Source organism: Sporosarcina sp. AD_1 (assembly GCF_057373025.1).
Genome location: NZ_JBPVIR010000005.1, coordinates 1 through 24,643, shown reverse-complemented (window position 1 = coordinate 24,643; position 24,643 = coordinate 1). Strand labels below are relative to the sequence as shown.

General features: G+C 44.4%; 27 protein-coding genes and 1 other annotated feature. Of the genes, 23 read left to right on the top strand and 4 right to left on the bottom strand.

Annotated elements, in window-relative coordinates:
• The first annotated feature begins 23 nt into the window (after positions 1–23).
• The 4 genes from ACSW3C_RS10795 (at position 24) to ACSW3C_RS10780 (ending at position 2,805) form a co-directional block, all read left to right on the top strand.
• Positions 24–752 (top strand): ABC transporter ATP-binding protein, encoded by a 729-nt coding sequence (locus ACSW3C_RS10795; protein WP_486562592.1) that lies wholly within the window; start codon positions 24–26, stop codon positions 750–752.
• Entirely contained in the window at positions 752–1,777 is a 1,026-nt protein-coding gene (locus tag ACSW3C_RS10790; protein WP_486562884.1) for an ABC transporter permease, read from the top strand. Before ACSW3C_RS10795 ends, ACSW3C_RS10790 begins: the two co-directional genes overlap by 1 nt.
• Positions 1,778–1,786: 9 nt before the next feature.
• Positions 1,787–2,431 (top strand): TetR/AcrR family transcriptional regulator, encoded by a 645-nt coding sequence (locus ACSW3C_RS10785; RefSeq protein WP_486562590.1) that lies wholly within the window; start codon positions 1,787–1,789, stop codon positions 2,429–2,431.
• Between the two features lie 74 nt (positions 2,432–2,505).
• Positions 2,506–2,805 (top strand): late competence development ComFB family protein, encoded by a 300-nt coding sequence (locus tag ACSW3C_RS10780; RefSeq protein ID WP_486562589.1) that lies wholly within the window; start codon positions 2,506–2,508, stop codon positions 2,803–2,805.
• 464 nt (positions 2,806–3,269) lie between these two features.
• Here ACSW3C_RS10780 and ACSW3C_RS10775 read toward each other — a convergent pair whose 3' ends face one another.
• A complete protein-coding gene (locus tag ACSW3C_RS10775; protein WP_486562588.1) occupies positions 3,270–4,082 on the bottom strand; it encodes a flagellin N-terminal helical domain-containing protein in 813 nt (270 codons plus the stop codon).
• A gap of 115 nt (positions 4,083–4,197) precedes the next feature.
• On the opposite strand from ACSW3C_RS10775, the gene ACSW3C_RS10770 reads away from it, so the two are divergent.
• Complete coding sequence (locus tag ACSW3C_RS10770; RefSeq protein ID WP_486562586.1) at positions 4,198–4,587, top strand: flagellar protein FliS; 390 nt, start codon at positions 4,198–4,200, stop codon at positions 4,585–4,587.
• Between the two features lie 418 nt (positions 4,588–5,005).
• Here the strand turns inward: ACSW3C_RS10770 and ACSW3C_RS10765 are convergent, their stop codons facing one another.
• Positions 5,006–5,782 (bottom strand): enoyl-CoA hydratase-related protein, encoded by a 777-nt coding sequence (locus ACSW3C_RS10765; RefSeq protein ID WP_486562585.1) that lies wholly within the window; start codon positions 5,780–5,782, stop codon positions 5,006–5,008.
• A gap of 146 nt (positions 5,783–5,928) precedes the next feature.
• Here ACSW3C_RS10765 and ACSW3C_RS10760 point away from each other — a divergent pair, with 146 nt between their 5' ends.
• The 13 genes from ACSW3C_RS10760 (at position 5,929) to ACSW3C_RS10700 (ending at position 16,961) form a co-directional block, all read left to right on the top strand.
• Positions 5,929–7,158, top strand: a complete 1,230-nt coding sequence (locus ACSW3C_RS10760; protein ID WP_486562584.1) for an EAL and HDOD domain-containing protein — start codon at positions 5,929–5,931, stop codon at positions 7,156–7,158.
• Between the two features lie 68 nt (positions 7,159–7,226).
• Positions 7,227–8,072, top strand: coding sequence for a DegV family protein (locus ACSW3C_RS10755; protein ID WP_486562583.1), 846 nt, complete (start codon positions 7,227–7,229; stop codon positions 8,070–8,072).
• Positions 8,073–8,093: 21 nt separating this feature from the next.
• On the top strand, positions 8,094–9,473 hold the full coding sequence (locus tag ACSW3C_RS10750; protein WP_486562582.1) for an ATP-dependent helicase ComFA: 1,380 nt from the start codon (positions 8,094–8,096) through the stop codon (positions 9,471–9,473).
• Positions 9,470–10,072, top strand: coding sequence for a ComF family protein (locus ACSW3C_RS10745; protein WP_486562581.1), 603 nt, complete (start codon positions 9,470–9,472; stop codon positions 10,070–10,072). Before ACSW3C_RS10750 ends, ACSW3C_RS10745 begins: the two co-directional genes overlap by 4 nt.
• 17 nt (positions 10,073–10,089) lie before the next feature.
• Positions 10,090–10,509 carry a TIGR03826 family flagellar region protein gene (locus tag ACSW3C_RS10740; RefSeq protein WP_486562580.1) on the top strand — a complete coding sequence of 140 codons (420 nt, stop codon included), beginning with the start codon at positions 10,090–10,092 and terminating at the stop codon, positions 10,507–10,509.
• Between the two features lie 214 nt (positions 10,510–10,723).
• A complete protein-coding gene (flgM, locus tag ACSW3C_RS10735; protein WP_486562579.1) occupies positions 10,724–10,987 on the top strand; it encodes a flagellar biosynthesis anti-sigma factor FlgM in 264 nt (87 codons plus the stop codon).
• A gap of 24 nt (positions 10,988–11,011) precedes the next feature.
• Positions 11,012–11,509 carry a flagellar protein FlgN gene (locus ACSW3C_RS10730; protein ID WP_486562578.1) on the top strand — a complete coding sequence of 166 codons (498 nt, stop codon included), beginning with the start codon at positions 11,012–11,014 and terminating at the stop codon, positions 11,507–11,509.
• Positions 11,510–11,524: 15 nt separating this feature from the next.
• Positions 11,525–13,051: a flagellar hook-associated protein FlgK gene (gene flgK / locus ACSW3C_RS10725; protein WP_486562576.1), complete on the top strand. Its 1,527-nt coding sequence runs from the start codon at positions 11,525–11,527 to the stop codon at positions 13,049–13,051.
• Between the two features lie 18 nt (positions 13,052–13,069).
• Entirely contained in the window at positions 13,070–13,981 is a 912-nt protein-coding gene (flgL, locus tag ACSW3C_RS10720) for a flagellar hook-associated protein FlgL (RefSeq protein WP_486562575.1), read from the top strand.
• 87 nt (positions 13,982–14,068) lie between these two features.
• Positions 14,069–14,623 (top strand): DUF6470 family protein, encoded by a 555-nt coding sequence (locus ACSW3C_RS10715; protein WP_486562574.1) that lies wholly within the window; start codon positions 14,069–14,071, stop codon positions 14,621–14,623.
• Positions 14,624–14,789: 166 nt separating this feature from the next.
• On the top strand, positions 14,790–15,233 hold the full coding sequence (gene fliW, locus ACSW3C_RS10710) for a flagellar assembly protein FliW (protein WP_486562572.1): 444 nt from the start codon (positions 14,790–14,792) through the stop codon (positions 15,231–15,233).
• Between the two features lies 1 nt (position 15,234).
• Positions 15,235–15,456, top strand: coding sequence for a carbon storage regulator CsrA (gene csrA / locus ACSW3C_RS10705; RefSeq protein ID WP_486562571.1), 222 nt, complete (start codon positions 15,235–15,237; stop codon positions 15,454–15,456).
• A 191-nt stretch (positions 15,457–15,647) separates the two neighbouring features.
• Complete coding sequence (locus ACSW3C_RS10700; RefSeq protein WP_486562569.1) at positions 15,648–16,961, top strand: flagellin N-terminal helical domain-containing protein; 1,314 nt, start codon at positions 15,648–15,650, stop codon at positions 16,959–16,961.
• 517 nt (positions 16,962–17,478) lie between these two features.
• Here ACSW3C_RS10700 and ACSW3C_RS10695 read toward each other — a convergent pair.
• Both ACSW3C_RS10695 and ACSW3C_RS10690 read right to left on the bottom strand, forming a co-directional pair.
• The gene (locus ACSW3C_RS10695) at positions 17,479–18,063 is read right to left on the bottom strand and encodes a hypothetical protein (RefSeq protein ID WP_486562883.1); all 585 of its coding nucleotides are present in this window, start codon (positions 18,061–18,063) and stop codon (positions 17,479–17,481) included.
• An 8-nt stretch (positions 18,064–18,071) separates the two neighbouring features.
• Positions 18,072–19,187: a hypothetical protein gene (locus ACSW3C_RS10690; protein ID WP_486562567.1), complete on the bottom strand. Its 1,116-nt coding sequence runs from the start codon at positions 19,185–19,187 to the stop codon at positions 18,072–18,074.
• A 221-nt stretch (positions 19,188–19,408) separates the two neighbouring features.
• On the opposite strand from ACSW3C_RS10690, the gene ACSW3C_RS10685 reads away from it, so the two are divergent.
• The 5 genes from ACSW3C_RS10685 (at position 19,409) to ACSW3C_RS10665 (ending at position 24,321) form a co-directional block, all read left to right on the top strand.
• The gene (locus ACSW3C_RS10685) at positions 19,409–20,122 is read left to right on the top strand and encodes a dCTP deaminase domain-containing protein (protein ID WP_486562566.1); all 714 of its coding nucleotides are present in this window, start codon (positions 19,409–19,411) and stop codon (positions 20,120–20,122) included.
• A 512-nt stretch (positions 20,123–20,634) separates the two neighbouring features.
• The gene (locus ACSW3C_RS10680; protein ID WP_486562882.1) at positions 20,635–20,916 is read left to right on the top strand and encodes an oligopeptide/dipeptide ABC transporter ATP-binding protein; all 282 of its coding nucleotides are present in this window, start codon (positions 20,635–20,637) and stop codon (positions 20,914–20,916) included.
• A gap of 81 nt (positions 20,917–20,997) precedes the next feature.
• Positions 20,998–21,600, top strand: a complete 603-nt coding sequence (locus tag ACSW3C_RS10675; RefSeq protein ID WP_486562564.1) for a hypothetical protein — start codon at positions 20,998–21,000, stop codon at positions 21,598–21,600.
• Positions 21,601–21,764: 164 nt separating this feature from the next.
• Positions 21,765–21,963 (top strand) — a binding site (T-box leader).
• A 58-nt stretch (positions 21,964–22,021) separates the two neighbouring features.
• Positions 22,022–23,458 carry a Na+/H+ antiporter NhaC gene (gene nhaC / locus ACSW3C_RS10670; RefSeq protein ID WP_486562563.1) on the top strand — a complete coding sequence of 479 codons (1,437 nt, stop codon included), beginning with the start codon at positions 22,022–22,024 and terminating at the stop codon, positions 23,456–23,458.
• Positions 23,446–24,321, top strand: coding sequence for an MBL fold metallo-hydrolase (locus ACSW3C_RS10665; RefSeq protein ID WP_486562562.1), 876 nt, complete (start codon positions 23,446–23,448; stop codon positions 24,319–24,321). Before nhaC ends, ACSW3C_RS10665 begins: the two co-directional genes overlap by 13 nt.
• Positions 24,322–24,643: the final 322 nt, after the last annotated feature.

Sequence of the window (24,643 nt, the reverse complement as noted above, 5' to 3'; positions counted from 1 at the left end):
TCATTTAGAAAGAGGTGCAAGAAATGAAACGAGCGAAAGTATGTGTTTCTATTCAAAATGTCTCGAAGTCTTTCGGGAATCAGCCTGTCTTGCAAGACATTCATCTCGACATTTTAGAAGGAGAAATATTCGGTTTGCTTGGTCCTTCGGGAGCTGGAAAAACAACATTAGTGAAAGAGTTGGCAGGGCTTGATACACCCACGAAAGGAGCCAACTTTTTATTTGGACAAAAAATGCCGAATTTGAATCTAATTCAACGCATTGGCTATATGGCCCAATCGGATGCACTTTATACAGAGTTGTCGGCGAAGGAGAACTTGAGGTTCTTCGCCGAATTATATGGATTAACAGGAAAGAAACAAACCGACCGAATCGAAGAGGTAGCCAACATTGTTAAGCTATCCAATGATCTAACGAAACTTGTTTCGAATTATTCAGGTGGAATGAAAAGACGTCTTTCATTAGCAATTGCTATGCTGCACGAGCCGGAACTTCTCATACTCGATGAACCGACTGTCGGCATCGATCCTATGCTGCGAAAAAACATTTGGCAGGCCTTTCAAGAGTTAAAAGCACAAGGAAAAACACTTATTGTCACTACGCATGTCATGGATGAGGCAGAAAAATGTGACCGACTCGGACTCATTAGAGATGGAAAACTAATTGCGGCCGGTTCTCCGGACGAACTCAAGAAGCAAACAGGGTCACAGACAATTGAAGAGGCTTTTCTCTATTTTGGAGGTGAGCGATGATGAGAGTCATGGCGATGGTGAAACGGATATTACTACAGTTGATTCGGGATAAGAGGACTATTGGCTTGTTGATATTCGCACCAATCCTCGTGCTAACCATGTTATATTTCGTTTTTAATGGGGAGGACTATATCCCGAGAATCGGCTTGGTGAATGCGCCGCAGCCTTTCATGGAACAGTTGGATGACGAGCAAGCGCATGTCACGACGTACGAGAAGGAGAGCGAAGCAGAAGCAAAAGTAGCCTCACAAGAACTGGATGCGTATATCAAATTTACGAATGGCCAGCCTGAACTTGTGCTGGAGGGAAGTGATCCCGCCGTCACAGGAGCAACAATGAATTGGGTTCAAAAAGCGTTTCAAACAGGTCAGCAAGGAAATGTACCAAAACTAAAAATTGAAACGATGTACGGCTCTGATGACATGGGGCAGTTCGATTACTTCGGTCCTGTACTGCTTGGATTTTTTGTCTTCTTTTTCGTATTTCTCATTGCGGGCGTATCATTTTTGAGGGAGAGGACGACAGGAACGTTAGAAAGACTCCTTGCGACGCCTTTGCGGAAATGGGAAATCGTTGTTGGATATGTAGTTGGCTTTGGAATTTTCACGATGATTCAATCGACCATTATTGCATCCTATGCCATTTTCGTGCTAGGCATGGTGATGGAAGGAGCATTTTTAAATGTGCTTCTCGTCATCCTGATCCTTTCGCTGACTGCATTGTCGCTTGGCATTTTATTATCAACATTTGCCCATAATGAATTGCAAATGATGCAATTCATACCCATCATTGTCGTGCCGCAAATCTTCTTTTCAGGACTTTTCAATTTAAACACAATTGCGGAGTGGCTGAGCTGGATCAGCTACATTACACCTCTTTATTACGCAGCAGACGCGTTACGCGATATAATGGTGAGAGGATATGGATTTACCGAAATTATAGGGAATCTTCTCGTATTAATCGGATTCACTCTGTTCTTCATGACGATGAACATTTTGGTTTTGCGGAAATTCCGTACGATGTAAGGAGGCACTATGGAAAAACTCGATAAGAGATTGGAAGAACTGCTGGAAAACGAAGAGGATTTGACAGAGAAACAACGGAACATCTTGGCGGCTGCCACAGAAATGTTCGCGGAAAAAGGGTTTGCTGCTACATCTACAAATGAAATTGCAAAAAAAGCAGGCGTCGCGGAAGGAACCATCTTCCGGCATTACAAAACGAAAAAAGATTTGTTGTTATCCATCGTTTCGCCAATGATGGTGAAAATGATTTCCCCATTTATATTGAAAGATATTAACAAAGTATTAGATCAAGAATACGAAAGGTTTGAAGATTTCTTGCGTGCGATGATAAAAAACCGGCAAGCTTTCCTTGAGAATAACTTACAAGTTGTGCAAGTGTTCATTCAGGAAATTCCGTTTCATCAGGAGTTACGCGAACAGTTTATCATGCACGTCGGACAAAAAATCTATCAGCGTTTTATTAAAACCGTTTGCTATTATCAGGAAAAAGGGCAAATAACGGACATTCCACCGAGCAGGGTGCTCCGTTACATCGTCTCGGTGACTTTAGGTTATTTCGCCACAAAATACATCATTGCCCCTGATGAATGGAATGACGAAAAAGAAATGGATGAAATGATTTCGTTTCTTGTTAAAGGACTTGCGGCAAATTAATTGGAATAAGGACTCCATGTTATCCCAAGAAATGATATACTGAAAAGTAACAAAGTAGTCATGGAGGTAATAGCATGGGAATCTACAATGTCATGGAAGATGTCGTCCGTGATGTGCTAAATAAAAACAAACGCGATCTTCATCTGACATGCGATTGTGATCGATGCATGAATGACATCATGGCCATTGCACTAAACGAACTGCCGCCCCACTACATAGCAAACGAAAAACACAGTCCCTATATACGAGCGGCTCACGAGGCTGACCGGCAAGGAGCTACGAATATTCTGTCGATCGTCGCCCGAGCCGCCCGCACCGTCTCCAACTCGCCGCGTTGCGACAAAATGACAGCAAACAACGAAAAAACACCTTGAGGTTGAGGTGTTTTTTTGTTTGATAGAGATGTGTAATGGGTTTCGCAAGGGTAGGTGTTGTCACGTGTATTCACGTTACAGTCTCCAGTTTGCTAAGGCGGGGAGTACATAGTTATCCTGCGTTCTGTTGTGAATACTGGCGTTCAATTTGTTATTCTGGCGTTCGTGTTGGTATTCTGGCGTTCGTTTTGGTATTCTGGTGTTCGTTTTGGTATTCTGGCGTTCGTTTTGGTATTCTGGCATTCGTTTTGGTATTTTGGCGTTCGTTTTGGTATTCTGGCGTTCGCGTTGGTATTCTGGCGTTCGTTTTAGTATTCTGGCGTTCGTTTCAGTATTCTGGCGTTCGTCCAGTTTTTCTGGCCTTCATTCCAGTAGTCTAGCGTTCCCCTCGCCAATTTCATGCTCCTTTCATCTCACAATAAATCTACCCACAAAAAAAGAACACCGCCTAACGCACGGTGTCCTCACTTTGTTAATAAATTCAACACATTTTGCACATTTTGATTCACTGAATTGACGAGCAGGTGGTCACCCTTCTGACGGATGTCCAAGTTGATGAAATTCATCATTTCCTTCGCCATGTCCGTATCTTCGAGCAATGAAAGTGATTTAGTCAGGTTGTTCTCGAAGACGAGCGCGTTTTTCAGATGATGTTCGACGGCTTCCATTTGGGAACCGACTTTTGTCAAATGTCCAGAAATCGTTTTAATTGCGCCATCGATCGTTGTAATCAATTCAGCAGAATCCGTTTGCGTTAAAATAGATGCATTATCGATCCCTAGAGCAGTTGTACTGACATCCACCAAATCGATTTTCATATTCTGGCCAGGATTGGCGCCGACATGCAAGTTTAACTGTGTGGTCTCACCTAAAATCTTCTTCGTATTGAACTCGAGCTTCGTTGCCGTGTCGTTGATTGCGCCGAGCAACTGGTCTAATTCTTGTTGTCCAGCTTTCCGGTCAGAATCGGTCAATGTGCCGTTCGCACTCTGAACTGCCAATTCTCGTGCCCGCTGCAGCAAGCCATTGACATTGTTCAGCCCTTCGTTCGAAGCCTCAAGTAAAGACAACCCGTCTTGCATATTAGCCTGCGCCCGTGAAATCCCCCGGATCTGAGCTCGCATCGTTTCGGAAATCGACAGCCCGGAAGCATTGTCGCTTCCTTTTGCAATCTTCAACCCGGAACCCAGTTTCAGCAAACTTTTTTCGATTTGCGTCGTATTACGTTGCGCCCGGTTCATGGAAAAGGCGATCTGTTCTTGGCTATGTATCCGCATTTCTTCACCTCAATCACCAGTTTAATAAACATTTCCATTTTTATATCGGCAACTTTTCTTTGAAATGAATCTATTTTAGCCGATACAAAAGAAAAAGGGATTTGGAGGGAAAGATGTGAACCTCAATCGCGCCATGAAAATCTACAGGGAGACGCACGCCTCCACCATTCCGACGATGGAATACATTCTTTTATTATTGAAAGGAACGATTAAAAACATCCGCTTTTGCCAGCAATCAAACGAATGGGAGGAAATCCAAGCGACCCTCTCTAATACACAGGACCTTCTCTTTGAATTAATGGCATCCGCCGATCGAAACACGGAAGAAGGGGAGCGGCTTTTCACATTTTATGTGTATTTGAATCAATTAATCGTAGATGTCCAAATACAAAAATCGACCGAGCGACTTACCGTAGTGGAAGTCTTTGCCGAGCAACTCGTCGAAGCGTGGGAAGAAGCTCAGCAGAGAACAAGAAAGAGGAATTTTACATCTGACATGGTTTGAGCTGCATAGGGGAAAGCCCTTAAAATGATGAAAATAAATAAAAGCCACTTCCATCCTTGTAAATGTTTTCAGCGACGATAAACATTTGGAGGAATGGAGAGTGACTCATTTTATTTTACATTAGATAGGAATACTTGAAAAGACTCTAATGTTCGAAAATGAATGCTGTTGTCAAATCGCCGGCGAACCGCTCGTATATCTCGGCCAACCGCTCGATTAATTGTTCTGACCACTCGTATATCCAGTGAACCGCTCGATTAGTCTGCTGACCGCTCGTATATCCCGGTCAACCACTCGATTAATCGCACGAACAGCTCGTATATCTCAGCTAACCACTCGAATAAGTCCTGCCCACTGGCAACCATCCTGCTAACCAACCGATTAAGTCAAACGAGATCCACTAACATCAAGCAAACCGTTACCGTCCCTTAAACTCCGGCTTCCGCTTCTCCGCAAAGGCATTCAACGCCTCGATGCGATCCTCAGTCGGTATCGTAATTTCGTATGCCTTGCGTTCAATCGCGAGTCCGGTCTGTAAATCGACATTCATTCCGTGCTTAATTGCAAATTTCGCCTGCTGCAAGGCGATCGGTCCGTTTGCCAGCATGGCATTGGCGAATGCCCGTGTTTCTTCATTCAACCGTTCTGCCGGGACGACTTTTGTGACGACGCCATACTCATACGCTTCGTCCGCTTTCATTCGCTTGGCTGTCAGAATAAGTTCCATCGCTTTTGCTTCACCAATCAACCGCGGCAGTCGCTGCGTTCCGCCGGCTCCTGGAATGATCGCGAGTCCTGTTTCCGTCAGCCCCATGACGGAGTTATCAGCGGCAATCCGGAAGTCACATGCGAGTGCGAGTTCCATGCCTCCGCCGAATGCATATCCTTTCATCTTGGCGATTGTCGGCTGTGGCAAGTTTTCGATGGCGGTAAATACCTCACCTATTTTGAATAAATTCCGTTTTACCTGCTCATCCGATAAAAATTTTCGTTCTTTCAAATCTGCGCCCACACTGAAAGCTCGATCGCCTGTCCCCGAAAACACGACAACTCGAATTTCAGGATTGACCCGAATCATTTCAATTGTCTCCCCAAGTTCAACTAGCATGTCATAATTAAATGCGTTCATTGCATCCGGGCGATTCAGTGCCACGAAAGCAAGATGCCCCTCTTGTACGTATAAAATTGTTTTCATCCAACCATTCCCCTTTCGTTTGGTTTACTCATAAACATACCACTTTAGTCAGGTTGTTTCTAATATTTGAATAGGAGATTCGTAGAAAAGATATGGTGAAAAAAGTCGTATTTTGGTATACTACTAAAAATGGGAGGTGAAGGGAATTGAGCCAGAATATCTTTGTTGGCAGACAGCCGATTCTCGATCGTCATGGACGAATCTATGGTTACGAACTGTTATATCGTAATAGTGAAAAAAACCGGTTCCCTCAAGTAGACCCGGAGAAGGCAACGGTCCAGCTGCTTGTGAACACGTTCTTGACAATCGGGGTCGACAAAATCTCCGGCAATGCGCTATCCTTCATCAACTTCACCGGGGACTTACTGACGAAAGACATTTTCACTAGCTTGCGTCCCGATCGGATTGTCGTTGAAATTTTGGAAGATGTAGAGATTACCCCAGCTTTATTGACAAGAATCCGGGAATTGAAACAAAAAGGATTCATCTTCGCACTTGACGATTTCGTCCTCCAAGAGCAATACCTCGTCCATGAATCTCTCTTCGAAATGATTGATTTCGTTAAGGTTGACTTTATGAAAGCGGATGCAGCAGAACGGAATCGGATCGAATCGTTCCTGAAACGATACCCGCATATTTGGAAGCTCGCGGAAAAGCTTGAAACTGTAGAGCAATACAATGAAGCGCTCGGTAGAGGCTATGACCTGTTCCAAGGCTATTTCTTTGCGGCACCGGAAGTAATCAGTGGAGTAGACATTCCATTTAATTTTGATTTGCAGGTCCAGCTTCTTGAAAAAATGAGCGAGGATAATGTCGATATCAATGACATCGCCAGCCTGATTAGACGTGATATTTCTTTGTCGTTCAAGCTGCTGCGTTTCATTAATACGATGGCGTTCGAAGTGCCGATGCGGATAGTTTCCATCAAACAGGCAATCGTTCTCATCGGATTGAAAGAGACGAGGAAATGGCTTCATATTCTGACGTTGGTCGAGCTCGCCGAACAGTCGGGCGGACATATTAAAGCATTGATTTCGTATTCACTGACGCGGGCAAAGCTATGTGAACTGCTGGCTGGCTACAAAGGACAGGCAAACACGGATGAATGCTTCCTCGTCGGCATGTTCTCCTTGCTTGATGTCATTATGAATAAATCATGGGATGAAATTATTCAATTGATGCCCCTGTCAGAAAAGACCGCGATGACGTTGCGCAGGGAATGGACGGATTTGACCCCGTTTCTTGAACTGGCAATCGCCGTTGAACGGTTTGACTGGGACCGGATAGAGCTATATGCGAAGATTTTGGGCATCCCGCCTGAAACGTTAGGAGGATTTTCCCAAGAAGCGAATCTTTGGGCACAACTGCTCGATTGAACAAAATCGGTTTCTGCTTCCCTATTAGCGTTCAGTTTAGGTAGAATGGGAGACAGGAGTTGATTAAAATGAAAACAGCCATCGTGACAGATAGTACAGCCTATTTGCCGCATGACCAAATAAGTGAATTCAATATCCATGTCATTCCCCTCACCGTGACGATCGACGGGCAGGCATATGACGAGGAAGTTGAGCTTTCTGCAGGGGATTTTTACGAAAAAGTCCGCGGAAACGGGCCACTTCCGAAAACATCCCAGCCGCCGGTCGGCCGGTTTGTGGAATTGTATGAAGAACTCAGCAAAGAATACGACGCTGTCATTTCCATTCACCTATCGAGCGGCATCAGTGGTACATACGCGGGAGCCGTCCAAGCTGGCGAAATGGTCAAGGACATTGAAGTATATACATTTGACTCGGAAATTTCTTGTTATGTACAAGGGTTCTATGTGTTAAGAGCCGCTGAAATGGCTCAGGCAGGCTCAGATCCGAAGGCTATTCTGGACGAGCTTGCGGAAATAAAAAAGACCGTCCGTGCGTACTTCATGGTCGATGACCTAGCTCATTTGCAAAGAGGCGGCAGATTGTCCGGCGCCCAGGCATTGATTGGCGGGCTATTGCAAGTGAAGCCGATCTTGCATTTTGAGAATAAAGTGATCGTTCCATTCGAAAAGATACGGACGCGGAAAAAAGCGATGAAACGAATTGCTGACTTGCTGGCAGAAGACGCAGCGAAGATGCCGCTTGAAGCGGTCATCATTCATGCGAATCAGCTGGAAGAAGCGGAGGCTTGGCGCAATGAGCTTGCAGAACGGCTTCCTGAAGTAACATTCAACATCAGCCATTTCGGCCCTGTCATCGGCACCCATTTAGGAGAAGGCTCGATGGGGCTTGGCTGGGTAAAACGAAAATCATAATCCAAGAGAGGTGAGCTGTTCATGGGTCAACCTTTCCATGCGGCCGTCAGGGACTTCCTTGATGGCCGTATTTGGCTACGGAGGCATACTCCATTTCCACAAGACATCATCGATCGCCACATCCAGGAGGGATTCATTCAAATGATCCCGGGAATTCAAACGACTAATACTTTATTGAATCAAAAGCGATATGTCTGCAATCGTTGTGAGAATAATGATCCGGCTCAATTCACTTCATTCCGCTGTGCCAAATGCGAAGGACCGTGCACTTATTGCCGGAAGTGCTTGAAAATGGGGCGGGTTTCGTCCTGTACAGAACTCATCGTCTGGAGCTGGGACCCGATTTTATTTCCAACAAAACACACGCTTGCCTGGCAAGGGACATTGACGCCGCACCAGCAAAAGACGGCCGACGAGTTGACGGACAGTACGGAAAAAGGAAGGCCACATCTCATCCATGCCGTGTGCGGTTCCGGTAAGACGGAAATCCTGTTTCCACCGATCCATCAGCTGCTGCTGTCAGGGAAACGGGTTTGTCTTGCGGCTCCACGGGTCGATGTGATCCTGGAGCTGGAGCCACGGCTGAAGGCAGCGTTTCCGGAAACATCGATTGAAGCACTTTACGGCGGCGCGGAGCAGAAGACGGAAGCATCGCAGCTCGTCTTGGCGACAACGCACCAGCTTTACCGGTTCCGCCATGCGTTCGATGCCGTATTTGTCGATGAGGCGGATGCATTCCCCTACACCGCAGATCATACATTGCGCCAGGCCGTGCGGAAAGCGGCCAAGCCCGAGGCACCTGTCCACTTTGTTACCGCGACCCCATCCGACGAACTGCTTTCCACCATGAAGAAGACAGGTTCCATTTCAACAATTAACAGGCGCTACCACGGTTATCCATTGCCCGTACCGCGCTATGACTCCCTATGGAATTATGAGAAGCAGATGAAGAAAGGGAAACTCCCCCAAAAACTGTCTGACTGGGTGACGGCAAGGCTGAAAAAACGGGAACCATTCCTTGTGTTTTTCCATCATATTGGACTCATGGAAAAAGCCGAACCCTTATTCCAAAAGATAGACAGCCGTATTCGCTCTGTCCACGCAGCGCATCCCGACCGGAAGGAGCACGTTCAGGCGCTTCGCAATGAACAGCTGCCGGGACTTTTAACGACCACCATTCTGGAACGGGGAATTACGATACCGAATGTTCAAGTGGCGGTCGTCGGGGCAGAACAGAAGATTTTCGATAAAGGGGCCCTCATCCAAATCGGCGGACGAGTCGGCCGGTCCGTGACCTTCCCTGCAGGTGATTTCGTGCTGTTTCATAACGGCATCACCTATGCGATGGATGATGCAAAGCGGGAAATCGGTATGCTGAATAAAAGAGGTACGGGCAAATGAACAGATGCCTCCTTTGTGAACAGCTAATTGATAGGCGGCCGACCTGGCAGGGGTTGCTAGGCGTTGAGAAAAAACAACATCTATGTGAAGCCTGTTCAAAATCATTCCAACGTGCCGACATAATAGAAGAGGGAGAAATCCTTGATAGTGTCTATTCGCTTTATGAATATAACGAAGCAATGCGGGAGTTCTTTCATCAATACAAGTTTTTGCAGGATGTTGCGCTCGCGGATGTTTTTGCCGATGACTTGCGCACCGTTCTAAAAGGGAAAAAGGTCGTTGTACCAATCCCGATGCATCCTGAAAGAAGAGTGGAGCGGACATTCGCGCATGTGGACGAACTGTTGGCGCGGGCTGCCATTCCCTTTTTTCAGTTGCTCGACAAGACAAGCGCAGATGTAATGGGGGAGAAGACGAGGGAAGAGCGGTTGGCGATGAATTCTTTATTCAAACTAAAAGAAGAAGTGGTCATCGAACCGATCACCTATAGGATCGTCGATGATATTTACACAACCGGCACGACATTGAAACAGGCGGCGGCTGTTTTGAAAGAGGCTGGCGCTGCCCGAGTGGAAGCAGTGACATTAATCCGAGCTTGACGACTGGAGTGAACGACATGGCAGAATTACGGAACTGCCCGGGATGCGGGGATTTTTTCAACTATACTGGCGTCCGGGACGTGTGTGCGAAATGTGCGATGAACGAAGAGAAAATGTACGAAGAAGTGTACCGCTTTTTGCGGAAGCGTGAGAACCGTGCGGCGACAATTGAACGTATCGTGGAGGCGACTGGTGTCACAGAATCACTCTTGCATAAATGGGTGCGCAAAGGCCGGCTGCAGCCAGCACTTTTCCCGAACCTTGGCTATCCGTGCGACAATTGCGGTAAACTGACGACGAAAGGGAAGCTTTGCGATACGTGCACCGAAGAATTGAAAAATGAACTTCGGACATTTGAAGCAGCTCAAGAATTCCGAGAGGCAGTCCAAACTTCGGATCGCGCCACATATCTAGCTGATAAACGCAAAAACCGGTAGTCCGTATTTGGGACAACCGGTTTTCCAACAATTAGGGCATTTGAAGGGGCAACGCCTATAACTACCGGACCGTTCTACTTTTTCGTTCCAAAGACCCTAAACGTTTCCCATTTGCGACCGAAATAAAGTACAAGAGACATAGTACGACCCATCTCGAAGCAAAAAAAGGTGCCTATAGGAGATGGTAATACAACTTTTGAAAGGAGCGAGGTCCATGAAAATCAATAAATTCAACATCCCGCCCGTTAATCCGTACCGGGCAAATCAGGTGAAAGCCGACCAGGTAAAAGAGCAGGCGACAGCGAAAATGGATAAAATCGAAATTTCATCCAAGGCGAAGCAACTGTCTGAAATTACTCCGTTTGAAGCGAAGCGCAACGAACGGGTTCAGCAGCTGAAAGCCCAGATCGAATCAGGAGAATACAAAGTGGAGCCAGAAATGCTCGCTGCCGATCTGATCAAGTACTTCAAAAAATAACTGAAATGAAAGCGGTGAAGCAGTATGTCCATCGAAACGATCTTGTCGATTCTCGACAACTTGGAAAAACTTCATAAAAGCTTGCTCCGAATTGCGAACGACAAAACCGCACTCATCAAAAGTGGGGACATCATGGGCATTGATCAACTGCTGAAAGACGAGCAGGCACATATTGCCGCCATCGTCCAAGTCGACCGCGACAGACAAAAAGCAGTAGCTGCCTACATGGCCGGACAAGGACGTCCCGTGCCACAAAATCCGAGCATCGCACAACTAATTGAAGTGGCACCCGAATCGGACAAAACCCGTCTATTGGAGGCGAAGGACCGTCTCCTGCACGCGATTCATGAATTGAAATGGCAAAACGACCTAAACCAGAAACTCACCTACCAATCTCTTCAATTCGTGAATCTGTCGCTGGACATGGTCCGCCCACGTCCCGAATCAGCCACCTACTCAAAAACAGAAATCAACGGCAAAAAAGAGACGAAGGACATACCATCCTTCGACTCTCAAGCCTAAGGAGGACACACAACCATGCGCTCCACATTCATGGGACTCGAAACAAACAAACGCGGACTCTACACCCAGCAGTCCGCCCTCTATACAACCGGCCACAACATCAGTAACGCTAACACACTGGGTTACTCTCGTCAGCGTGTCAATATGCAGGCAACTGCGGGCTTCCCGGGTGTAGGACTGAATGCAGGAACAATGCCTGGGTTCCTTGGAACGGGCGTTGAAGCGGGATCGATACAGCGGATCAGGGATTCGTTTGTGGATCAGCAGTATCGACAGGAATCGAATAAGCTAGGATATTGGGAATCTCGTTCGAAGGCGATTGGGCAGATGGAAGATGTGCTTGCAGAGCCGTCTGAATATGGCTTGCAGAAGTCGTTGAGTGAATTCTGGCAATCATTGCAGACACTGGCTGCCAATCCGGAAAACGGCGGGGCGCGTGCTGTTGTAGTGGAACGTGGAGAAGCTGTTGCGGATTCATTTAATTACATGCATAAATCCCTAAGTGAAATCCAGACCAATCTTGGGAAGGAAATAGGATTCTCCACAACAGACATCAACTCTATCATGGAACAAATTGTTAACCTGAATAAACAGATTGCTCAAGTTGAACCGAATGGCTATATGCCCAATGATTTATACGATGCACGAGACATGCTGTTAGACGAATTGGCAACGTACGTACCGATTGAAGTAAGTTATGAGAAATCTGGTGGACGTGCATTGCCGATTGCGGAAGGTACTGTGACAGTCAGCATCAAGACAAACGGTACGTCCATAAAAGTAATTGAAGGAAAAGAATTCTCTAAGATGTCCGTGGATGGAGCGGACAGTGAAGGCAATCCGACGGGACCGATGACAGGATTTAAATTCACCGGAGGCCCTGCTGACAATACAACCCTAACGGTCGATAATATGCAAAAAACGGGTTCACTTCGTTCAACTATTGATTCCTTCGGTTATATGGAGGGAACAGAGACAAAAGGTCTCTATCCAGATATGTTAGCCGAATTAAATAAGATGGCAGAGGCTTTCGCGAATGAAATGAACAGCATTCATTCACAAGGGACGGATTTAAAAGGGAATCCGGGAGGCAATTTCTTTGATGCTAGTACACCTGGTCAACCATTCACTGCTGAGAACATCAAAGTGTCTGATGAATTGAAGAAGAATCCCGATCGACTGGCCGCTTCCGATTCAACCGAAGCAGAAGTTGGAAACGGTAAAATTGCAAAGAAATTAGCCGATCTTCAATTTATAGGCTTAACTGGTCTGGGAGGAGCCAACATCCAATCCTACTATTCAGGAGTCATAGGAAAATTAGGGGTAGATGGAAAACAAGCGGTCAACATGACAACAACTTCAGTGAATTTATTAGGGGCAGTGTCCAATCGCCGGGATTCCATCAGTTCGGTCTCATTAGATGAAGAAATGACCGATATGATTCGATTCCAACAGGCATACAATGCATCTGCCCGCATGATTACTGTCATCGACGAAACGCTAGACAAAATCATCAATGGTATGGGCGTCGTTGGTAGATAAGAAAGGGGAAACAACTAAATGCGTGTAACTCAATCTATGCTTTCCAGTAATATGCTTCGTAATTTGACCAATAGCTATACTAAAATGGGAAAGCTTCAAGAGCAAATTAATACAGGTAAATTAGTGAACAGACCATCAGATAACCCGATTGTTGTCATGAAAGGTATGGGCTATCGCATGCAGGTGGATCGGGTAGCTCAATACCAAACCAATTTAGGTGAGGTAAATAACTGGCTTGATAGCTCAGATGATGCCCTTGATGGTGTAGGAGCAGTACTTCAGAGAGCAAAGTATCTTGTCACAAATGGGGCGAATACTGGTACTATGACGCCCGATGACCGGGATAAGCTTAAAATAGAATTAGAGCAGCTTCGTGCGCAAGTGCAAGACTTAGCGAATACAAAAGTCGGAGACAAATATCTTTTTAGTGGAACAAAAACGGACACTCCATTGTATGGTGAAAATGGATACCCAGCACTGAGCACAGATACGGATCCGGCAGGCGCAATTACATCATTTGAAAAGGATATTGAAATTGAAGTTTTTGATGGAGTCAGCTTACGGGTGAATACGACTGCTGGGAAAACGTTCAAAGAAATCGATCAGCTCTTTGATGGATTAACGAAGAAAATTGATGAAGCCTTCGACGATAATGTTGATTTTGGCAAAGCCATTACAGACATTGATAGCCTGATGGATGGTGTACTCACACACCGTGCCGATATTGGAGCGCGTACCAACCGAGCTGAATTAATGCATAATCGACTTGAAATGCAAGAAGGGGCAGCAAAGAAACAGAAATCTGAAAATGAAGATGTTGATTATGAAAAGGCGATCACAGAAATGATCACACAGGAATCCATTCACCGGGCAGCTCTTTCTGTGGGGGCCAGAATCATTCAACCATCCTTAGTGGATTTCCTTCGATAATACATGTCGTGCCGGTCACTTCATTTGTAATATATAATGAAGCTTGAATCCGGCACTCTTATTTATAATTAGGAACCAGGTGATTTTATGAACATCCCACAGCTCCAAATACAAACAACCCGTGGCGTTCTCGGACTTCAAATAGATAAGCCTGTTCAGGAAATCGAACAACCGAAAGCGACTCAGCAGATTGAGCAACCCGCTGCGATATTGGAAATGTCGACGTCCGCATCACAACTTTTTGTAGATACAACAGAGAACCGAGCTGATATTGACTTGAAAAGCCCGGTACGCCGAGGGGATGAAAATGCCCAGTACGGAATGCAACAAGCGATGGAAGGCGTAGGACGCCGAGCAGAGGAAGGCCAGCAGCTGATGCGAATTGAAGATGGGGGAAACGCGCTTGTCGATTTGATTAAACAGGATACGCTACGAGAAATTGCTCCTCTTGGCATACGTTTTGTTGGAGACCGTCTAAAAGTACAGATGAGTATTACACCTGGGACATTAGACATCAACGCTACTCCACAAAAGCCTATTCATAACGTGCAAGTCAATAAACCAATTCATAACTATACGCAAGGAAAAGTGACAGGTGTAATGGAGCAGTATCCATCCATTGAGATAGATTGGAAAGTATAAGTTTTACTACTACGAGCTAGAAATGGAACGTGTTATACGTTCTTTTTTTATGCATGAAATTTATTTGAATGCTATTCTGTTTGAAAGAGTCCGTAAGATGCAATGATTTTTACAAGCCAAACGAATAGCCCATCATTGCAATTACCAGTTAAAGGAGCGATCTTACATGTTGATCAACACAAAATTCCACGGAGAAATTAACTTAACACCTGATCAAATCTGGTCTTTTCCAAAGGGCCTTCCTGGTTTTGAGGAAGAAAGAGAATTTATTCTGTTGCCAATAGAAGGGAATCAAGTATTTCAAGTTTTGCAATCAACCAAAACAGCTAAAATAGCATTCATTGTAGCCAATCCATATACATGGGCAGTCGATTACACATTCGATATCGATGAACCAACTATAGAATTGCTTGAGATCAAAAAGGAAGAGGATATTTTTGTTCTGGGCGTTTTGTCAGTAAGACAACCTTTTTCTGCATCAACAATCAATCTGCAAGCACCACTTATTTTTCAAATCCATAATCGAAAAGCAAAACAAATGATCCTCAATGATAACCGTTTCAATCTCCGCTATCCAATCGGCAGTCTTTCAGAGAAAGGAGCAAACTGACATGTTAGTCCTCTCTCGTAAAGCAAATGAAACAATCAAAATCGGTGACGAAATTGAAATCAGAATCATTGAAGTGAAAGGCGATACGATACGAATAGGAATTGAAGCACCAAAGAATATCGACATACTAAGAGGGGAACTTGTCCAATCCATTTCAGAAACAAATACAGAGGCAATTACATTGGTTAAGGATCTGTTCACCAAACTAATTAATAACAGTTAACGCTAACAACCAATAATGTTTATCTCTAAAAAACAAAATTTCTTTGGAAAATCGCTAAACTACTAGCACACTCATCCGATAATAGAATTGTAAGCGGCAGTAACGAGTTCGGCCGGCTCTTACTCCGCGAGCATATATAATAATAGGGTTCACAAGGACGTGAACCAAACACACTCAAGGAGGAAATTCTAATGAGAATTAACCACAATATCGCGGCACTTAACACACACCGCCAACTAGGTGCAAACAACACTCAAGCATCTAAAAACCTAGAAAAACTATCTTCAGGTCTTAAAATCAACCGTGCTGGAGACGACGCTGCGGGTCTAGCAATCTCTGAAAAAATGCGTGGTCAAATCCGTGGTTTGGATATGGCGTCTAAAAACGCTCAAGACGGTATTTCTTTGATTCAGACTGCTGAAGGTGCATTGAATGAAACACATGCAATCCTTCAACGTATGCGTGAGCTTGCTGTTCAATCTGGGAATGATACAAATACAGGAACAGACCGTACTGAACTGCAAAAAGAAGTGGACCAACTGGCTGAAGAACTTTCACGCATTGGGAACAACACTGAGTTCAACACTCAAACACTATTAGATGGATCTTTCAAAGGTACTTTCCATATCGGTGCTAACTCCGATCAAAGCATTTCTTTGGAAGTAAATGATATGCGTGCTACAAAACTAGGTGTTGTCGGTGATGCTAAAGCATCTGCTGCTGTAACTGGTACGTATACTGCGGCGGATCAATCCGGAGCTACTAAAACAGATAACTCAATTATTGCTGGAGATTACACTGTAAAAAATACAGGTGGTACAAACTTTGATTTGATCGATGCATCTGGAAATGTGGTTGCAAAATCGACTGATGGTACAAACTTTACTGGTTTAGGAACAGATGGTGGTGCAGGAGCAGGTACGCAAACTACTGAAGATTTAGTATTAGATGCTGCTGTTTCTGATGGAGCAAAAATCTCAATTGCTGCTGATGGTACTGTTTCTGGAAAAACTGAGATTGGTGTAACTACTTCTACTCTAGAAGCAGGTGAATTCACTGTAAAAGGTACTGATTTAATTGGTGCAAATGGAAAAGTAGTGGCAACTACTGATGCAACTGGTACTGACTATAAAGATGCTGATGGGAAAGTAGTCTTAACTGTTGCATCTAAACTGGCAGATGGTGATACTGTAAAAGTTGGAGGAATCAATATCTCTGACCAAACTTCCGCTAATAAAGCGATTACTTCAATCCAAACAGCAATTGACACAGTTTCTGCTGAGCGTTCAAAACTAGGTGCTATGCAAAATCGCCTAGAGCACACAATCAACAACCTCGGAACTTCTTCCGAAAACTTGACAGCTGCTGAGTCACGTATCCGTGACGTTGATATGGCGAAAGAAATGATGGAGTTCACAAAGAACAACATCTTGACTCAAGCAGCACAAGCAATGTTGGCTCAATCGAATCAAATGCCCCAAGGAGTTTTACAACTTCTACGGTAATTGATTCAAGGGCGTCTTAACTGGTAACGGTTGAGATCATCACTGGGTGAATTGCTGGAACCTCCTGAGAGCTCTTCTGTCACAGCGCAACTGGAAACGGTAAACGCGAAGGCCTGAAAAACGAAGAGATTGGACAATCAGCAGCGAAGCCCCTGTCGGGAAACCGTGGGGAACGTTCAACGACTAGGATATACCGTCTACGGCAAACTGCTATGATGATGAAATCCGTAGGGTGTTACGTGACGTAACATTCGAAGTGCCCAGCCCCTTGTCATGAGGGTGAAGATATAGTCTGACCTCGTTTAGAAATGACGGGACAAGTCGCAAGCAAACCAACAACCACAAGGCGTTCTTCAACTTCTTCGTTAATCGAACCCTTGGCTAACAAAAAGAGACTTCCTCGTGAAGTCTCTTTTTTATGAATCATAATTGCCCACTCTTGCGTAATTGAGCAGCCTTGTAGACAATGGACCAATAACTGTGCATGAGCTTATCGGCAATCTCACGGTCCGTTCTCTTATCTCTTTTCATTGTTATTATCGTAGAAACCTTCCTCTGTTGTATACGGTCGCATGCGTTCATTTGAACTGATTCGCAACTGATAGTCTGGGTGTTTCTTGTTCCACTTTTGTTTTTCAATAATGTGACGATAGCTCCAATTCGCTTTATAGCTCATTGACGGACATGTTTCTGCTATTGGTTGTAGTATTTCAAGAAATTGTAATGTATCTGTAGTTTGGTAAGTACGCAGGTAAAAACCATTTCCATCAGGTCTTTTTGAAAGGGAAAAAGAGATGGATGTCAATTTGTGAATATATTCCTGTATCCGTAGTAGTTCTTTCTCCGTGAAGTTCTGTAAATAAAGGGCTATGTGTGGAATTAAGTAAATGGTTTTCGAGCGGTGATTGATTCGATAGCTGATCATTAGGGAGCCATCATCCAAATATAGAGTTGTCAAGCTATGGAGATCATTCATTTTGTTAAGTAAGTTGATTAGCAATCTTTTTATTCTTTTATTGTTCTCAATCCCACTCATGTAAAATAAGGACTGCAGCTCGCTCCACAAAGTATCGGTTTTAGACGTAAGAACAGTTCCACCCATTGTGAATTTCAAGTAAGGACTAGCTTCATTAACTTCCACTCTCGGTAGTCATACTGCTCCGAAGAAAAGTGTTCATAATAAGAACTTCGGATGCCCATATGTTTTGTAGGATAGTGTGTGAGCATACCGTCCCCTAAAATAGAACCTAACATAATATTTTGTTGGGTTGTAGATAAATCGGTTAATGAACAGAGTGGGCGGGGAATTTGACAATTATGCTGATGAAAGCATTCCTGAACAATTTCACTAATTGTGAGACCAGTACTAGCCTGAATAGCTCCTAATACACACCGATTCTTTTCACTGAGCTGTATTTGATAAGAAGACGTCTCATTCTGCTCTCTTCTCTTGTAGTTTAAGCGTCGAAACGTATCTTCAGTCACTTGCAGGGTAGGGACGAAATCAGAAATCATTTTATTAATTTCTACTGTAGGTGATGTAATAGGAATAGATTTATCTAAACGGATGCTAGTTCGTTTTGCAATTGGCGTTAAAACCGAAACTACATTCATTTTATGGATTTGAGAGAAGTGCATATAAGGATGAACCAAGCTAAGAAAGTAATTGTTTTGGAATTGATCATAGAGAATTAACCTTTTCTGGCCATCAACTGAAAAGAGCAAGGCATGTTTAAGGTTTAGTACATATTTCAGTATTTCTAATTCTTCCTCTGACCATTGGTAGGTGGAGAAAATGATCTTTTCTATAGTGCCATTTTCTTTTCTTTTTAAAGGTCCGCTGTCTTGGTACCACCAAGCCAGTGCGAGTGCATCTAAGTACTTTTCAAGATACGGAAGGGGCAAAACTTTTTTACCGTCTGCATACCATTGCTCTATAATTTGTCCCAATCGATCATTTGGTTTTCCTTCTACTACAATACATACAGTGTTCCCAATTTTGTTTCTGGCTTTAGTCTTTCTTATATTATAAGAAAGTGAGGGGAAATGGGCTTTTAATTTCTGATAACAAAAAGCAGCCCAATCAACTTTGGTAAGATCATGACGATATCGAAAACAAAAACCAGAACCAGAACCAGAACCAGAACCCTCTTGATAATTGACTTGTCCTTTCCCAAGTAACTTACCGCACATTAAGTTTTCTAATTCATTAACGATCGACTCCATATGCTCCCTCCTAAAATAAGAATATATGTTCCTTTATTATGCCACAATCCAAACAATATTGATTATATAGGATAATTAAACTGGATAAACTAGTATTAAAACTTATTAAATTTATTAATCTCACAATGAATGTATTTTCAATCATTTTAGGTTGAGTCATGGTATAATTGCTCTACTTAGCTTTTTTGTTATTTATCGTATCATAAAAATGGAGGCCTACTATGCTGCTGAGTAACAATGACATAAAGCGAGAATTGGTAAGGGCGAAGAAACTAAGCATACATCCCTTAATAATAGATAATATTAAAGCTAGTTCTATTAACCTGACTGCTAGCTCACACGCTTGGGAAATATTATCTGGCAAATCGGTTTTATCGCATGATAACAAGAAATTAATTATTAGACCTCATTCTACAGTTTCTATCCATACTCAGGAAGCTATCTGGGTTTCAAGAAGAATTGGAGGGACATACCATCCTAGAGTTTCTATGGTTGCTAAAGGCCTTAGCAATATATCAACAACATTAGATCCTCAATGGTACGGCCTTTCTTTAGTAACAGTCAGTAATAATACCGATAAAGAAGTTGAGATAAAAGTTGGTGAGGCTTTTGTCTCGATAATGCTGTATTACACCAAATCCCCTGCAATCAGAGGCAAGATAGACAACCAAGCTAGCAGACCTGACTTATATAGCAAATTTACATTGACAGACGAGGATAGGGAATTTCTTGACCAACAATGGCATAAAAATCAACCTGCAATTGTGGAAAGTATGAAGGGCTCCAAGGCTTATCGAGAACTTGTGCATGATAAGAAAAAATTTAGCCGAGGATTTAAAGATTTCATTTCCAACCCATTAACTGTAAGTATCCTAGCTGGAGTAATAAGTGGGATAATAACAGGTATAGTTATTTTTAAGTTGGGTATGAATTAATAATGGTAAGGATTATATAGTTAGTGGTGCTAAAAATATTCAATCAGACTGATTTGCCAGTCTGATTGAATATTTTTGTGATTATGGTATAATAGTATTAAATTTATTTTGTTATTAACTGGTTTTCGTTCGATTCGAAATCTCCCCACCTTTATAACCCTTACTACTTTTTTGACTACCAATGGATGGATTATTAGCACGTTTATTAGTGGGATTTTATCTGTTGCTATTTCTAATGTGCTAAATCTTTTATCAAAAATGGAGTGGATGAATATGTTTAATATTTCTTTTGTGTTAGTTGCTTTGGCGCTTTGCGGGGAGTCTGGTGACCAGTTTTTAGAAGCCAAGCGCAAAGAAAGGGCAAGGCACCATACTCAAATTAATTGTCAATCAGATTAGTTTAGTCTATGCTGTGCCCTTTCGCTAACACTAGAGATTGATTGGCAACTTTAGAAGAAATTATATTATGAAGCTAATCATTGCAAAAATGATTAGCTTTTAAACATTTCTTAATCGGGAAAAAACCTAATACAATCAGCCCACTTTATCCCTACACACGAGCTTTAATGTCTGCCGTCCCTTCATTGGATCCGGATCAGAAGAAAAACCGGATCATTTTAAAAGGAGACGTTCCCAATCCTGTTTCGCCGCCACAAGGATGTCCGTTCCATCCGAGATGCCCTGTTAGTCAAGAGGTGTGCACGAAAATTCGTCCAAAGGATATTATAGTAAATGAAAATAGGACAGTCAGCTGTCATATGTATGATGAACAACATAGCCATAATTTTAGTTAATATAACACCAGTTGAAGACTGTTGAAATCGGGCAAGCTATACCGATATAAACAAGGAAAGCATTCGACTGGAGGAACAACATTGAAATTACAAATTGGCGATCAGCAGATTGATTATAAGAAGAAACCATCCGTGGAAGACGTGATTATGCGAATTAATGAGGAACTGACAGAGGGATTTTATTTTAGCCATTTCATTGCGGATGGAATCGAAGTATATGATGAACACGAAGAGTACTTGGAATCTCGCCTTGGCCAAATAAAAGTGCTAGAGGTTGTAATAAAAAACGAAAAGCAATTCATGAACGACGTCTTATTGTCTGCGGAAGAGTATGTGCGCCGTGCCATGCCGGAAATTGAAGTACTTGTGGAAGAGTTTCAAACCGGTCCGACATCTGACACATGGGCTAACTTTGATTTATTGCTAGGTGGAGCTTCTTGGTTAATTGATATGCTGGAATTGATAGAGAAAAGCGACGAGCGTCCATCCAATTGGCAGGAATTCGAAAAGCAAGCGAATAAAATGGAACTAGAAGTGAAAAAGTTGCAAACTGCAGTGGACCAAAACAATCATAAACAAATCGCTGAAGTGATTCAGCAAGGTCTGCTCCCTGTTTGCAAAGAGTTAGAAGTATTGATTGGACAGGCGATTGATTTGGATGGGGAACGGGAGAATTTAAGTTAAACGAAAAAGCGGACAGCCATATACATTGGCCATCCGCTTTTTTCTGAAAAATATCAATATTTTTTGGTAATATCTATCGCGTGTCATGTAACTCTCTGTATCCGTATCATAGCTTGAATAAAAAATCTAGATTGACAAATACAACTTGTCGCTCTATTATTAGAAAAAATGTGATGAGCTGTCCGAAGTAGCCGTGCGTTCCTGGGAATCAGAGACTTGGTGGTTGGTGCGAACCAAGCGGGAGGTATGGGTGAATTACAGGCAGGGAGCAGACTGTGTGTCCGGCAGCCAGCCGTTATCTGGATTGAGTGAGCAGGTGAATTCTGCTAATTTGGGTGGTACCGCGGAGCTTCCGTCCCTTTCGTATGAGAGGGATGGGGGCTTTTTTGTTTATTTCAAATAGATTAGAGGAGATGAGGATATGAAGAGGGAGATGCCTGTGTGGCTTGCGGCATTGCCAGTTGTCGTACTGGTGGGTGCTGCGTCATTGTCAGTATTCGTATGGAAAGCAGGAATGCTGATGCCGCTCGTGATCGGTGTGTTGGCTGCGGCTCTTGTAGCAGCCATGGCCGGGTTTAAATGGATAGACGTGCAGGAGATGATGGTGCGCGGAGTGGGCCGGACGCTGCCTGCGGTGTTTATTCTCCTTTTGATCGGGCTGATTGTCGGCTCTTGGATGGCGAGCGGTGTCATTCCCGCAATTATCTATTATGGTTTGACACTGATCCATCCGTCTGTGTTCGTGCCGATTGTGGCGCTCGTGACCGGCATTGTGTCGATTACGCTTGGGAGTTCGTTTACATCTATCGCAACGGTCGGCCTTGCGTTTATGGCGATTGGCGACGGTCTTGGGTTTCCGGCTGGACTTGTCGGCGGGGCAGTTATTTCAGGAGCGTATTTCGGAGATAAATTGTCCCCCCTTTCCGATACAACGAATATTGCCCCGGCGATAGCGGAGACTGATCTATTCTCGCATATCCGTCACATGTTATGGGATACGTTGCCGGCGTTCGCGCTGTCGATCGTGTTGTATGCGATTGTCGGCCAATCGTTCGCAAGTGCAGGCACAGCGGATGCCGAGTCGATTCGCTCGATTCAGGCGGGCCTGGCTGATCAATTTGTCATTCATCCGCTGCTTTTACTGTTGCCTGTGCTGACGATCGTCCTGATGTTGAAACGGATACCTGCAGTTCCGGCGCTTGCCGGTGTCGGCTTGCTGGCAGCTGTTGTAGCGGTTTTTGTCCAGGGCATGCCGGTGAGTACAGTGATTCAGGCCATGACGAGCGGTTTCACTGCTGATACAGGAGTTCCGGCGGTCGATTCACTTTTGAACCGCGGCGGTATGACGTCAATGCTGAACACGGTCGCGCTGCTTGTAATCGCGACAGCGCTCGGCGGGATCCTCGAGGAATCAGGATCATTCGAAGTGCTTACCCGTAAGATGATGGCGAGTGTCAAGTCAGCAGGCAGTCTTATCGCCTCGACTATCTTTTCGACCTTTGTCGTTGCGTTCGCGAGCGGCGCGCAGTTTCTTGCGATTGTCCTCCCGTCGCGGACGTTCGTTCCGAAGTATAAAGAGATGGGTGTCGATACAGTCAATCTATCGCGTTGCGTGGAAGCGGCCGGGACGGTCGGCATCAACCTAGTGCCGTGGAGTGTGCCCGCCGTATTTGCGGCCGGCATGTTCGGCATCAGCCCAGGGCAATTTATTCCGTATGCGTTTTTTGTATTTCTTGTGCCACTTCTGAACCTCGTATTCGGCTTCACCGGTTTCACGATTAAGAAGAAGATGTATAGCACAGAACCGGCAATGATTCAACCAGAAGAGAAAGAGGAGGTACCGGCATGGGCAAAGTGATACTTCAAGTGCTCGGCACGGCGCAGGATGCGGGTGTGCCGCAGCCAAATTGTTATTGTACGAACTGCACGCGGGCGATAGAGGATCCGGCGTGGAAGCGGAGAGCTGCATCGCTTGCGGTAATTCTTCCTGAGAACCGGCAATGGCATTTGATCGATGCCTCACCCGATTTCAAGGAGCAGCTCATCTTATTGCAACGCAAGTTCGGGCTGGAAGGGAGCGTGATGGACAGCATCCTGCTGACGCATGCCCATATTGGCCACTATCCAGGACTGATGTATCTCGGCAAGGAGGCGATGAGCACGTCGGACGTGTCCGTCTATGCCGGCAGTATGATAAAACAAATGCTTGAGACGAATGCTCCTTGGCTGCAGCTGACGGACTTGGGCAACATACATCTACGAGAGATCAAAGACGGGAAACCGGTCCGTCTGGCGGAAGATGTCACTGTGACACCTGTCGACGTTCCGCACCGTAACGAATTTTCCGAGACGTTCGGTTTCTGGATACAGGGACCGAAGAAAAAGGTTTTATACATACCGGATATCGACAGCTGGGACGAGTGGGGGCAAGACGTAGCAGATGCTTGCCAAAAAGCGGATATCTGCCTGCTGGATGCGACGTTCTTCAGCGCCGATGATCTCACAGACAGCGGTCGGATCGACCGGGATCTGCGCGATATTCCACACCCGTTCATCACCGACTCGATCGCGCGGCTGCAAGAGATTGCTAGGGAGACGGATATTTACTTCACCCATTTCAACCATAGCAATCCTGTCCTGGATCCAGAAAGTGAGGCAAGACGTTTCATGGAAGCGAACGGGTTCCATGTGGCAGAAGAGGGGATGGAACTGGAGATATAAGTTAGTTGGATGAGTGAGCTCGGAAAATATATGTGAGAAGAGATGTTCGTCCGTCAAGTTAGCAATGAAGGACGGACATCTTATTTCTTTTAATTTTTCTTACAAACTGCCTGTTTTCCCTGCCAATCTATAGGACTAACCAAGCACAACTATTTATTGTGTATTCTAATTAAAAGATGACTCCGTTGCTAATACGGAGTCATCTTATAAATTTAATTACCTATCGGGACGTTTTCGAGCGCTCAACCGGATATACGAGTGGTTCGCGGGCGTATTCGAGCGTTCAACTGGATATACGAGTGGTTCGCAGACGTATTCGAGC